Below are 11,934 nucleotides of genomic sequence, written 5' to 3'. Positions count from 1 at the left end.
GCATGGCGCTTCGCTTATGCACCCTACCGACAAACTAATCTTCGTTTATAATAAACGCCAAGTAACATCCCAGCGACAAGCTCCTCATAGGCATTCTCCATGTTAGAAATCGTCCAGCTCCCGGTTCTCAACGACAACTACATCTATATACTGCACGAACCCATCGGGAACCAGACAGCAGTCGTCGACCCATCCCTTGCCGGCCCAGTGCTTGACGCATTGAATGATAAAGGCTGGCGGCTGAATTACATTTTTAACACACATCACCACCACGACCATATCGGCGGCAATCTAGAATTGAAACAGCAAACCGGCTGCCGAATCATCGCTTCAGCTTTCGATAAGCACCGCATTCCAGGCATCGATAGAACCGTCGAACATGGGGATAAAATCAATTTGGGCGAAGAAACATTCGAGATATTCGCCACTCCCGGCCATACCAACGGCCATATCGTCTATTACTGCGAGAGCAGCAAGGCCTTGTTTTGCGGCGATACGCTATTCTCGCTGGGCTGCGGCCGCCTGTTCGAAGGTACCGCCGAGCAGATGTGGAACTCATTGCAATTGATCAAGGCCCTCCCCGAATCGACCCGTATTTACTGCGCCCACGAATACACCAAGGCCAACGGCAACTTTGCCCTGACCATCGAAGCCGACAACCCGGCCCTGCAACGCCGGCTGGAAGAAGTAGCCACCTTAGTCGCCCGCAACCAACCGACCGTTCCCTCAACCCTCTCCCAGGAACTCTCGACCAACCCGTTTCTAAGGGAACAGTGTGTGGCCGTGCAGGAAACGCTGGGCATGCTGGACCAAGAACCGGTCGATGTGTTCGCCCGCATTAGACAATTGAAGGACCGATTTTGACAGATGAAGATATTCATAGTCTTTAAGGTACGCGGAACAAAGCAAACCCCGCTTTGATTCACCCCGTTGGGGGTTCACCCGTAGATTCGGAGCTACGCCATTTCCGGATTCCGCTGAGCTGCATCCGGGCTACATCGTTACCCATCCAACTGACAAAATTTGTCAGTTGCTGGCAAAATTAAGCAAGTCATCCAGCAATATCTTTTTATTTTTTCCGTTCCAGCAACCCAGCCGATTTTTCATCGAACACAAAATAAAACTATAACCTTTTGTTTTTCCGCCAAAACAAAAACCCAGCCAACGAATTTTCGTCTAATAAATATAAGTTGGCACGTCTTCTGCTGTAATCCTATCGAACTTACTTCATCCACAAACAAAAGGTAAATACCATGAAAAAAACACAACAGGGTTTCACCCTCATCGAATTGATGATCGTCGTCGCGATCATCGGTATCCTGGCATCCATCGCGATCCCGGCTTATCAGGATTATATGACGAGAGCAAAATGGTCCAAAGCCGTTAGCGGTGTTTCCGCCCTTAAACTGGCAATCGGAGAATGTCTAAACGATCATGGGGCCGCTCAGGGTTCATGCGATACTATAGGAGAGCTCAATTCCTATGGGATTACCAGCGTGCCTTCAGGTTCTGCAGTCGAAAGCGCCACTGTATCAATTACTGGAGGCGGGGATGCTTCGATTTCGATCGCAGATGGCGGTACAAATAACCTAGGCGGTTGTACTATTAAATTAACGCCAGAACCAGGTTCAGGAACAGGTGTCATTACCTGGATACCGAATACTGGTTCTGCAGGCTGTGTAAAATTCGTGAAAGGCGCAATACAATCTTAATAATTTGTTTAACCTAAATTGATAAAAGCCCCGGTTTACGGGGCTTTTTTATGGTCAAAAAATGAAGGATTTTAACACTCCGTCAAATGCAAATAACATTCAAATTATCGCGCTAATATCCGGTATACTCGCCTTTCTAGCTTTTACGGTCACTTCAACCCAACCGCTGTTTGATTTCGATACCAAACGAATCGTTGAAGTCATCAGTCTCTCAATAATCCTTCTTTGCAGCACACTAAAAAAAACCTACAATTCTCGACAATCCCGTAAAATACGCTACGCCTTAACTACCCTGTTAATTCTCGGGATCGGTTCCTGCCTTCTGGCTAATTCACCAAAACATGCGTTTATCGAAGCGATTACTTTTTTCTGTTTGATAATCGCACCCTATCAAATCGCACCCGCATGGCAATATCAAAAATTCAACTTATATTCCGCCTTAACCTTATTCGCCATTATATTGATAACCGAAACTTTGTTTCTCTCGCGTTATTTTGCCTATGTTTTCTCCTCCGCCAATTTTTGCGTCCATGACTTCTTCCCGGCTTTCGCTAATGTGCGGTTTTTTAATCAATTTCAGATATGGACCCTGCCTTTTGTTTCGTTAGCGTTACTCGACAACAAATTACTTCCACACCAGGCAAGATATTCGCATCTTACGTGGACTTTAGCGACCGTATGGTGGTGCCTGTTTTTTACCAGCGATAGCCGTGGCGCTGTTATTGCCGCAGTATCGGGTTTTATCTTCACCATTGCGGTGTTTAAACGACAGGAAAAAAACTTGCTCCTTGTCACAACAAAGCTTGCATTATCCGGTTTCATATTATCCAAATTATTATTTTCCTTGCTTCCAGCCCTGTTGAATCACAACTCCGGTACTCTGCTGAAATCGCTAGCAATAAGATCGGCTACGCATGACCGGATATTACTGTGGCAGAAAGCGTATCAGCTCATCATAGAAAATCCGTTTTTTGGCGTCGGCCCCATGCATTATGCTTGGATCGGTTATTCAACGTTAGAAGATTCTATTAAAAACAATCATCCCCATAATAGTGTTTTGCAATGGGGCGCTGAATGGGGAATTCCATCCTTGTTAATTGTATTATGGATTTTACTCGTTGCATTGAGAACTTGGCTTGCCAAATACAACGCCAAGACACTTGCTAACTCGCCTGAACATCAAGCAAACGTCATCATCGCAGTGACAATATCGGTCGTTTCCGCTTTCATATATTCTATAGTCAGTGGCGTCATTGTCATGCCAACCAGTCAATTAACTGGAGTTATCACAATCAGCATGATGATTTACCTATACAATTCGTCACCCATGAAAACCGACACAAATAAACATTATATTTATCTAGTGGTTTTAATTGCCCCGACCTATTGTTATTTATTAGCTCCCGATATCAAAGCGAAACTTACCGAAAAAAAAGATACCATTGAAGTACGTCAAGAAATCCCCCGATTTTGGTCGAATGGCAACATATTTCATCGATGACATTTTTCGTTCTGTTCCAGAAGCGCTTCGTTTTCCGGATAAATAACCAGTGCCCGCTTGACGATGTCACATCGTTCTTTGTTCTGTCCCAAAAACCCATAGGCTTTTGCCATATTTTCGAGTATTTTCTTATCCGGTATCACCTGTATATACTGCTCAGCCCACTTCAAAAAAAATTTGACATTATAGACATCCTTATTTTTCAAACTAACAAACATCAATGATTGCATTGCCAAACGTTCCGCGTCTTTCTGAAAGAAAATATTACTTGAGGCGGTTTGCAAGGGAAAGCCGCTTTCTTTGGAAAATTGCTTATGAATGTAACTATACAAATCTCTTCTTGCCATTTCACAGTTATAAAAAAAATACATAACCGGTAAATAAACAACAATTAATAGAGACACAAAAACTTTGGCGGATGTAATATTTAAACTGATCAGCCTAACATCGCCGGCTTTTCTGAGCAATAAATAAAGCAAAAATAACCACAGAAACCAGTGCAGTGAAGACATATAGAAAGGAAATTCTACCTGGGTATGAAAACTAATGGGTAAAAGTAATGCTAAGTAGCCTACACCATTCTTCCAACCGCATTTTATCGCCGATTCAAGTATTTTGTAACAAAACAATAATATTCCAATAACTCCTAACAGCCCCGTCTCGATGAACCACATAATCAATTCGTTATGAGGATGCGTCAATTCGGGAACGCGTTGCACACCGGGATGTGAGCCGTAAAATTCCGGAGCATACTGATTCCATACACTGATAAAGCTTCCCAGGCCATGGCCCCATAGGGGTTCCGCCTTAATGATATTAATCGAGACAGTGTAAATCACCATTCGCAAATCCGCATAGTTCCCTTGAACCATCTCATGACCTTTATGAACTACAGTCCCCAAACCACTCCTGCCAAGAAACATCGCTAGTAACAGTAGTATTGATGAAGCAATTACGGTGTTTTTATTTATAAGATACTCCTTCCTGTAAGCTGTAAAAAGCATTCCTATGCCGAATACCAATGAAATGATACCCATCCGACTTCCTGAATTAGATAACATATAGGCGCTTATAAAAACACTAAGCATTAAAAACATCTTGTAAATGACGTTTCTCTTAGCCAGATTCTCGCGAGAAAACAAAAAGAAGTTCACCAGTATTCCGGTCGACAAATAACTTGCTTGAACATTGATTTGCTGAAATACGCCAGTCGGTTTTTCTAGCGCTTTTCGAACGAATGAAATATCCATATTTTGCAAAAACCCTAAACCAGAATGTATTATTACCGATAAACTAATAACAAATAGAATATTATCAATATCGCTTTCATCTAGCCCGAACTGAAATAAGGACAATAAAAAAAATATCCCACAAAAAATAAAAACTTGTTTAGACATCCACTCATTAGGATCCATGTAACCCGAAAACAAGCTAGATACAATCAACAGTATTGGAAAGGCGAATATTAAATAGATCCTTGAAGGTAAAATTATCTTATTTTCAATTGTAATTCTCAAAAAGGAATAAAATATCATCGTAATCGCCACCGCCCATACGGTAATATTAAAAGGCAAACTAAAGCCTGTTCGCCCCAAATTAGGCTGATAATAAAAAGGCGCTACCAAAAACAGTAGTACCATTAAACCATAAACGACCGGCTTTTTTACCAATTCCATTATCTATCCTTTAATTATTTACAAAATATTGTGATTTCTAGTGCGTAGCCCACATAAAGCGTAGCGTAAAGCGGGGAATCGGAGATTAGCCATCCCCGGAGTTTGCTGCGCTGCCTTTAGGCTACAAAACTTAATTTATCTTCAAACGATAATCGCCAATTCAAGTGCCCTGCGCACGGTCGCGCGGCGCACGCCTGTGCGATCGCCGCTGAAACGGTTAACTTCGACCCTGCACTCTCCTTCTTTTAGCGACCTTCCGATAAACACCGTGCCAACCGGCTTCTGCACAGTCCCTCCGCCCGGGCCGGCGATGCCAGTGACGGCGATGGCGATATCCGCATCACTGTGCTGCAGAGCCCCTTCTGCCATTTCCAAGGCCGTTTGTTCACTGACGGCGCCGAAATTTTTCAATGTCTCCGCGTTAACGCCTAACATATCCATTTTGGCCTGATTGCTATAGGTGATAAACCCTCTATCAAACCATGCTGAACTGCCTGGCACTTCGGTGATTGCTTGACAAATACCCCCGCCGGTACAAGATTCGGCTACAGCTATTTTCCAGCTTCTGCTCTTCAAATACCTTCCCAACTCATTTGCCAATAAGAATATTTTCGGTTCCATGATGTGTGCTTATATCAGTTTAGATAAAATATGCAGTATGACAACAAATCAAACATCGACCAAGCATACTCCGATGATGCACAGGCGTTTCTTCTTTGTTTAACAAGGAATTTTTAAGATCAACAGAACAAAAGCTACACTACTGGTTACAGTTTTTCAGCTCCATGCTTCGTAGTGTGTTTTTATGTTGTAACTAGGCTACCTTCCGGGCTTTGACTTCCAAGTGTATGCCCTCCTGCTCCTGCAGATATTGAATCACCGCAAACAGGTTGCTCGCCTGGGGATTACCTTTCGGCCCGAACATACGCATGAGACTCTTGCTCGACTTCTCGAAAACCTGGGAAAGTTCCTCAAACCCGATCGTCGCATTGATGTAGTCGCGCAGCACTGCCTTGCCGGTATCGACATCACCAGCAAGCAGGCACTCGACCCCTTCCTGCAGCAGGGCCTTGCGAAACGCAGGATCCCGCTGGGCACGTGCCTGTATGGTGTCCTTAAAATCTTTCGTCAAAGCCATCATGTCACCTCTTGCCGTTTCCGTCGCTTATAGTCGCGCCAGTTAGCTTTCGCTGTAGTGATATCGGCGTCCTGCCGCTTCTTGGTACCGCCCGCGAGTAATATCACCAACCGGTCCCCGTCCTTGCCAAAATAGATTCGATAACCGGGACCATAATCAATCCTGAACTCATAGACGCCGGCACCCACACCTTTCACATTAGAGAAGTTGCCCTGTTCCATCCGATGGACGGCTGTCGTCACCTTGACCGCAGCGGCCACATTCAGACGATCGAACCATTTGGCATAAGGACTTTTTCCCTCAGCATCCAGGTACTCTCTAACCTCGATCATATGACCCATATAGTAGCATATATGTTACCTTTAGCAATACCCAAATAACGGTGCATTCGGGACAGGCCAGTACGGATTCAAGCACGAGTCTTCATGGTCATCAGGCAATGACATTGAAGCCCCACCCCACCAGAGTGAATGCGATCGCGAGCACCCCGGCGAATAGCGCCAGCGCCTGCCACTTGATTACCTTGCGCAGTATCAGCATCTCCGGCAGTGACAGGGCCGCCACACTCATCATCAGGGCCAGCGTAGTCCCCACGGCCACCCCCTTGGTCAACATCGCCTCGGCGACCGGGATCACGCCAGTAGCGTTCGAATACAGCGGAATACCCATCAACACTGCCGCCGGCACCGTATACCAGGCATCGCCTCCCAAATGATCGCTGACCCACTGCTCCGGCACGAAGCCGTGGAACAGTGCGCCAACGCCGATGCCGAGCAGTACCCATGTCCAGATGCGGCCGACGATCTCTTTGACCTCCGCCATGGCATAACGGTGGCGGCCGGCAAACGACCGGTCGGGCTCCGGTAAGTCGGCCTGGCCCATCTGGATCTTCCAGACGTACTCCTCCACCCAGCGTTCGGGCTTGAAGGACTGCATGACGATGCCGCCGAACCAGGCCACCAGCAGCCCCGCACCGACGTACAATGCCGCCAGCTTCCAGCCCAGGATCCCGACCAGGATTACCGCAGCCACTTCGTTGATCATCGGGCTGGCGATCAGAAACGAAAAGGTCACACCCAACGGAATGCCAGCCTCGACGAAACCGATGAACAGCGGCACCGACGAGCAGGAGCAGAACGGCGTCACGGCGCCGAGCGTGACCGCGAATCCACGCGCCTGCCAGTCTGGCCGGCCGCGCACAAACTCCCTCACTCTCTCGGGTGACAACAATGCGCGCAGCAATCCCATCACATAGATCACGATCACCAGCAGTACGAATATCTTGGCGACGTCCATGACGAAGAAATGCAGCGCTGCGCCCAGATGGCTTTCTGGCGACAAAGCCAGCCACTGATAAACAACCAGACTGGCCAGATGATCAAACACGGTTTTGTTCACCGGCAACAGGCTGAACCGAGGGCAGCGCAAAGGAAAGCATGGCGGCAGCCAACACAAAACCCGATGACAGCCACAGACAGCCCTCCAGTCCATGCGTCTGGTAGACCAATCCGGACAAGACCGTGCCTGCCAGGCGGCCACCCGCGTTGGCCATGTAGTAAAAACCGACGTTCATCGACACCTTGTCATAATCGGAATAGGCCAGGATCAGGTAGGAGTGCACCGCCGAATTGATAGCAAAGACAATGCCGAACAGAATCAATCCAGCAACCAGCACGGTTTCGACTGGCCAACCCTGCTGCATGGTAATGACGATACCGGCTGGAAATACCGCCAGCACGAAGGCCCACAGCCTTGCGGTACCGCCACCCGGCCCCTGCCCGTGATGACTGCGCCGGACCAGTTTTGGCGCTGACGCCTGCACAAACCCGTAACCGATGACCCAGGCTGCCATAAAAGTACCCACGCCAGTCGCTGACCAGCCGGCTACTTCTACCAGAAATACTGGCAAGGCCACGACAAACCAGACATCGCGTGAACCAAACAGGAAGAAGCGCGCCGCCGACAGCCAATTGATCGCAGGCACTTTGGAAAACACCTGAGTAAACTTCGGCTTGGATTTCATCTTGCCGACACCCGAAGGCAGCATGACTGCCGTCACGATCAGCACCACAAACAGCATGCCGGCCAATGCAATCAACGCACCACGAAAGCCGATCCATTCAAGCAACGCGGCACCAACGAAAAAACCACCGCCCTTGAGCGCATTTTTGGAACCGGTCAGGACGGCTACCCATTTGAAAAGCTTTGACTCACCACCGTCACCGGCAATGAGTTTTACCGACGCCTTGGCCGACATCTTGTTCAGATCCTTGGCAATACCTGAAAAGGCCTGTGCCGCCATCACGTAAGCCACAGACAACCAGGCATCCGGTACGGTAAGCATCATCAGCGCCACCACCTGCATCGCCATGCCGATGTTCATCGTCAGGTTCAACCCGATACGCGCACCCAGCCATCCGCCCACCAGGTTGGTGACGATGCCGAAAAACTCGTAGAACAAGAACAGCATCGCCACTTCGAAGGGCGAATAACCGAGCAGGTGGAAGTACAGCACCACCAGCATGCGGATGGCGCCATCGGTGATGGTGAAGGCCCAGTAGCCAGCGGTAACGGTAAGGTAATTGCGGGTGCCAGTGTCCATCAGCAGCACCGGCCCAGACGGCAGACCTCGCCGCGAATCAGGTAGGCGGGTGGCACCTCGAACGACTCGCCACCCAATTCCAAGGTCCGGCAAGACTCCTTGCGCCCAGTCAGATCGCTACAGGAGGTGCAGGCACTGCTGCCGACCTGGATAGCCGGAGTGCTGGCCTCCAGCGGTTGCCCATTGATCAGTACCTGGTTCGACTCCTGGATAGACTCCGGCCCGAGCGGGGTTTCCGTCAGCGTCACTTGAACTCCGCGAGGTACGCATTCCCGGTTCAGATTGGCAACCAACCCGCGCAACAGGGCACCAGTGTCACCGCAACGTTCACAGGTCTCACCTTTTACCTGCAGGTGGCGCCATTCGATATCGATCGTCTTCACTGGCTTACAGACTCCGCGCGATCATGATCGCGATATCCATCATCCGGTTCACGTAGCCCCATTCGTTGTCGTACCAGGCATAGACTTTGACCTGGGTGTCATCGATCACCATGGTGGACAGTGCATCCACGATAGAGGAGCGTGGATCATCGAGGTAATCCACCGATACGAGCGGACGCTCTTCGTAACCGAGGATCCCAGCCAGCTCACCCTCTGCCGCCTCTTTGAAATAGCCGTTGACCTCTTCTGCCGTCACGGGCCGAGCGGCTTCGAACACGAAGTCGGTGAGAGATGCATTGAGCAGCGGAATACGCACCGCATGACCGTTCAGCTTGCCGGTGAGTTCCGGGAAAATCTTGGTGATAGCCTTGGCCGAGCCGGTCGTCGTCGGGATCAAAGACTGGCCGCAGGCGCGGGCGCGGCGCAGGTCCTTATGCCCCTTGTCGACGATGGTCTGGGTGTTGGTGATGTCATGGATGGTAGTCATGCAGCCATGCACGATACCGATCTTCTCGTGTACCACCTTGACCACGGGTGCAAGACAGTTGGTCGTACACGAGGCAGCCGTTACCAGATGGTGTTCTGCCGGATCGTAGAGATGGTCATTGATACCGTAGACGATATTCAGCGCACCTTCGGTGGGCGCGGCAACAATGACCTTCTTAACGCCCTGATCGAAGTAGGTTTTCAGCGACTCCGGTTTCTTATGATGCTTCCCGGTGGCTTCGATGACGATATCGCAGCCAGACCAGTCCGTTTCGCCGATGGTGGCATTGCGAGTGTAGGCGATATGTTGCCCCCCAATAAGCATCGTTTCACCTTCAGCACTGCACTCCTCTGGCCAGGTTCCGTGCACCGAATCGAACTTGAGCAGATGTGCTGAGCCGGCTGCATCCGTAGCGATCTCATTCACCTGGGTAACGACAATGCCCTCTCCCCCCCCAGCCGGCGCGTAATCCCAAACGGCCCATGCGGCCAAACCCATTGATACCGATCTTTACCGTCATTGAATTGTCTCCTCTTATGTTTTTATGTCGTAATGTGCTGCGAGGTATTCGGTGTGTGCCGGGAGCTTCAGTGAATTGGGACGCAGACCTTTCACCATGTCGGTTGCCTGCACCTCGTCCATCCCCAGTTCGCGCATAATCATCGCCGCTATGAAGCCGGTGCGACCCGAACCGCCCCGGCAGTGAATCGCCACACATTTGCCTTGTTCGATCAGTGCCAGTACGTCGGGTTTGTCCGCCTGCCAGGATTGCTCGAAGGCCTCAGCGGGGGCCGCATCATCTTCGACGGGAAAGTGAAACCAGGTCATGCCGTTTTGCCGAACGACATCCGGCAAGGAAGAAGCATCAAACTTGTCTAGTTCTTCATCCGTCATCATGGTAACGATGGCATCCGCACCGGCCTGATGAAGTTGGCTGACCGATGTAGCCAGGTCCACGCCTTTGGTACCCGGGCACGGGGTGAAAATCAGTTGCCCCTGTGTGGGCAAGACCAGAATGTCATAGGGGTGAGTACTCACGATGCCGAACCTCTGTTTCAATCCTGGGTAATCCAACTGCGCACCAGATCAGGACCGGGAAGTCCGCCCGCATGCACGACTTTTCCATCCACGACGACGCCGGGCGTGGACATCACCCCGTAGCCCATGATCTGCGCCATGTCGGTGACCTTTTCCAGCTCGATCTCGACCCCGGCCTGCTCGGCGGCAATGCTGATGAGTTTGGCGGTTGTCTCGCAATTCTTGCAGCCTGAACCCAACACCTTGATATTTTTCATCTCTGTTACCTCTTAAAAATCGTTCAATCACAGCAGCCGGAGCCGGAGCTGCAACAGGAATTTTTGCCTTCCAACTGCACAGGCGGACACGGTACGGTGCCATAGGAGCAGAACACGCAGCAGTCGCCTTGCAACGGCTTGAGTACCTCCCCGCAACCCTTGCATTCGTAGTACCACTGGCAGGCGTCGGTCGGCATGGTCTCTTCAGCGACATGACCGCACCTGGGGCAGGTGATGGTGGACTGCAGGATTACACTCATGGCGCTTACCTCGCCGCCTCCAGTTGCATATAGGTCTGATGCACATTGCGCTTGTGCCAGCCATCAAAGAACTGGAGATGCGCGAATGCCGGGGCATCGCCCATCTGTTCCACGGTATCGCCGAGATCCTGCCAATCTTCCAACGCCTTACTCACGCCCGTGATTAGCCAATCGAGGTAGTCACCGGTCTCGGCTTTTGCCTTCGCCATGTCAGCAGGATGACCATGGCCGGGCACTACATGCGCAGCGGCCAACTTCTCGATCTCGTGAAACGACTGCTGCCACTTCGCAACCAGCGTGGTGGGATGAATACCCAGCAGGCGCTCGAGGAACACGAAGTCCCCGGTGAACACCGTGCGCGCCTGCGGCAACCACAGCACCGCGTCGCCGACAAAATGACCATCCCCTGGCCACAGCAATTCGAAGGTCACGCCACCAAACTCGAAGGTCTGTCTGTCGGTCTCCACGATGTCTGTCGCGTAGGTCGGAACAACGGTCTTGGCTTCGTCTCCGACCTGGGCGGTCAAGCGGCCGATGTGTGCCTCAGCCTGTTGGCGCTGGCTGTCCACTGTGCGGACCAGTGCTTTGATCGGAATGCCCTTGCCCGCAAAGTAGCTGTTGCCCATCCAGTGGTGATCCTGCACCCCGATATTCACCAGCAGGCGGATCGGTTTGTCAGTGGCACTGGCCACCGCTTCCTCCACCAGCTTCGCGCCAGCCGGGGTTGCGCCAGAACCTACCAGCACCACGCCCTCATCGGTCACCACGAACCCCAAGGTGTTGTTGAGGCCATGGTTTTCCGGTGTGCGCGGGCCGATCTCACCGACGATGGCATACACGTTGTCCGCCACCGGCTCGACCTTGAGCTCAAAGGCTCAGC

General features: G+C 50.6%; 15 protein-coding genes. 3 read left to right on the top strand and 12 right to left on the bottom strand.

The window, feature by feature from the left end; translation table 11 throughout:
* Window positions 1–99 precede the first annotated feature (99 nt).
* The 3 genes from gloB to EP25_RS0100615 all read left to right on the top strand — a co-directional run bounded on the left by gloB (window position 100) and on the right by EP25_RS0100615 (window position 3,213).
* On the top strand, window positions 100–864 hold the full coding sequence (gene gloB, locus EP25_RS0100630; RefSeq protein ID WP_031432136.1) for a hydroxyacylglutathione hydrolase: 765 nt from the start codon (window positions 100–102) through the stop codon (window positions 862–864).
* 389 nt (window positions 865–1,253) lie between these two features.
* Window positions 1,254–1,712 (top strand): pilin, encoded by a 459-nt coding sequence (locus tag EP25_RS0100620; RefSeq protein ID WP_031432135.1) that lies wholly within the window; start codon window positions 1,254–1,256, stop codon window positions 1,710–1,712.
* Between the two features lie 61 nt (window positions 1,713–1,773).
* A complete protein-coding gene (locus tag EP25_RS0100615; protein WP_031432134.1) occupies window positions 1,774–3,213 on the top strand; it encodes an O-antigen ligase family protein in 1,440 nt (479 codons plus the stop codon).
* On the opposite strand, the gene EP25_RS0100610 is transcribed toward EP25_RS0100615, so the two are convergent.
* From EP25_RS0100610 to EP25_RS0100560, 12 genes are all read right to left on the bottom strand, one after another.
* Entirely contained in the window at window positions 3,204–4,889 is a 1,686-nt protein-coding gene (locus EP25_RS0100610) for a PglL family O-oligosaccharyltransferase (RefSeq protein ID WP_031432133.1), read from the bottom strand. The two genes, EP25_RS0100615 and EP25_RS0100610, sit on opposite strands and share 10 nt — an antisense overlap.
* Window positions 4,890–5,030: 141 nt before the next feature.
* On the bottom strand, window positions 5,031–5,510 hold the full coding sequence (locus EP25_RS0100605; RefSeq protein WP_031432132.1) for a CinA family protein: 480 nt from the start codon (window positions 5,508–5,510) through the stop codon (window positions 5,031–5,033).
* Window positions 5,511–5,703: 193 nt separating this feature from the next.
* Window positions 5,704–6,027: a helix-turn-helix domain-containing transcriptional regulator gene (locus tag EP25_RS0100600; RefSeq protein WP_031432131.1), complete on the bottom strand. Its 324-nt coding sequence runs from the start codon at window positions 6,025–6,027 to the stop codon at window positions 5,704–5,706.
* Window positions 6,027–6,368, bottom strand: coding sequence for a type II toxin-antitoxin system RelE/ParE family toxin (locus EP25_RS0100595; protein WP_235185795.1), 342 nt, complete (start codon window positions 6,366–6,368; stop codon window positions 6,027–6,029). Before EP25_RS0100595 ends, EP25_RS0100600 begins: the two co-directional genes overlap by 1 nt.
* Before the next feature lie 91 nt (window positions 6,369–6,459).
* A complete protein-coding gene (locus EP25_RS0100590; protein ID WP_031432129.1) occupies window positions 6,460–7,413 on the bottom strand; it encodes a permease in 954 nt (317 codons plus the stop codon).
* A complete protein-coding gene (gene arsJ / locus EP25_RS0100585; protein WP_031432128.1) occupies window positions 7,406–8,629 on the bottom strand; it encodes an organoarsenical effux MFS transporter ArsJ in 1,224 nt (407 codons plus the stop codon). The genes EP25_RS0100590 and arsJ overlap by 8 nt, the downstream gene beginning before the upstream one ends.
* A complete protein-coding gene (locus EP25_RS0100580; RefSeq protein ID WP_036300058.1) occupies window positions 8,629–9,012 on the bottom strand; it encodes a DUF2703 domain-containing protein in 384 nt (127 codons plus the stop codon). Before EP25_RS0100580 ends, arsJ begins: the two co-directional genes overlap by 1 nt.
* A 4-nt stretch (window positions 9,013–9,016) precedes the next feature.
* Complete coding sequence (locus EP25_RS21565; RefSeq protein ID WP_200874997.1) at window positions 9,017–9,997, bottom strand: ArsJ-associated glyceraldehyde-3-phosphate dehydrogenase; 981 nt, start codon at window positions 9,995–9,997, stop codon at window positions 9,017–9,019.
* A gap of 36 nt (window positions 9,998–10,033) precedes the next feature.
* Window positions 10,034–10,537, bottom strand: coding sequence for a phosphatase domain-containing putative toxin (locus tag EP25_RS0100570; RefSeq protein ID WP_031432126.1), 504 nt, complete (start codon window positions 10,535–10,537; stop codon window positions 10,034–10,036).
* Between the two features lie 17 nt (window positions 10,538–10,554).
* Window positions 10,555–10,794, bottom strand: coding sequence for a thioredoxin family protein (locus EP25_RS0100565; RefSeq protein WP_031432125.1), 240 nt, complete (start codon window positions 10,792–10,794; stop codon window positions 10,555–10,557).
* A 23-nt stretch (window positions 10,795–10,817) separates the two neighbouring features.
* A complete protein-coding gene (locus tag EP25_RS23700) occupies window positions 10,818–11,054 on the bottom strand; it encodes a GDCCVxC domain-containing (seleno)protein (protein WP_084190906.1) in 237 nt (78 codons plus the stop codon).
* A gap of 5 nt (window positions 11,055–11,059) precedes the next feature.
* Window positions 11,060–11,905: an MBL fold metallo-hydrolase gene (locus EP25_RS0100560; RefSeq protein WP_051906303.1), complete on the bottom strand. Its 846-nt coding sequence runs from the start codon at window positions 11,903–11,905 to the stop codon at window positions 11,060–11,062.
* Window positions 11,906–11,934: the final 29 nt, after the last annotated feature.

The organism is Methylomarinum vadi (assembly GCF_000733935.1).
Classification (GTDB): Bacteria; Pseudomonadota; Gammaproteobacteria; order Methylococcales; family Methylomonadaceae; genus Methylomarinum; species Methylomarinum vadi.
Note: the sequence above shows the minus strand (reverse complement) of the source record. Positions and strands in the feature narration are given on the sequence as shown.

Coding starts and splice junctions, on each gene's coding strand:
- EP25_RS0100565 (WP_031432125.1), bottom strand. CDS start 10,794: ATGAAAAATATCAAGGTGTTGGGTTCAGGCTGCAAGAATTGCGAGACA.
- EP25_RS0100600 (WP_031432131.1), bottom strand. CDS start 6,027: ATGGCTTTGACGAAAGATTTTAAGGACACCATACAGGCACGTGCCCAG.
- EP25_RS23700 (WP_084190906.1), bottom strand. CDS start 11,054: ATGAGTGTAATCCTGCAGTCCACCATCACCTGCCCCAGGTGCGGTCAT.
- EP25_RS21565 (WP_200874997.1), bottom strand. CDS start 9,997: ATGGGTTTGGCCGCATGGGCCGTTTGGGATTACGCGCCGGCTGGGGGG.
- EP25_RS0100610 (WP_031432133.1), bottom strand. CDS start 4,889: ATGGAATTGGTAAAAAAGCCGGTCGTTTATGGTTTAATGGTACTACTG.
- EP25_RS0100620 (WP_031432135.1), top strand. CDS start 1,254: ATGAAAAAAACACAACAGGGTTTCACCCTCATCGAATTGATGATCGTC.
- arsJ (WP_031432128.1), bottom strand. CDS start 8,629: ATGGACACTGGCACCCGCAATTACCTTACCGTTACCGCTGGCTACTGG.
- EP25_RS0100615 (WP_031432134.1), top strand. CDS start 1,774: ATGAAGGATTTTAACACTCCGTCAAATGCAAATAACATTCAAATTATC.
- EP25_RS0100595 (WP_235185795.1), bottom strand. CDS start 6,368: ATGGGTCATATGATCGAGGTTAGAGAGTACCTGGATGCTGAGGGAAAA.
- EP25_RS0100605 (WP_031432132.1), bottom strand. CDS start 5,510: ATGGAACCGAAAATATTCTTATTGGCAAATGAGTTGGGAAGGTATTTG.
- gloB (WP_031432136.1), top strand. CDS start 100: ATGTTAGAAATCGTCCAGCTCCCGGTTCTCAACGACAACTACATCTAT.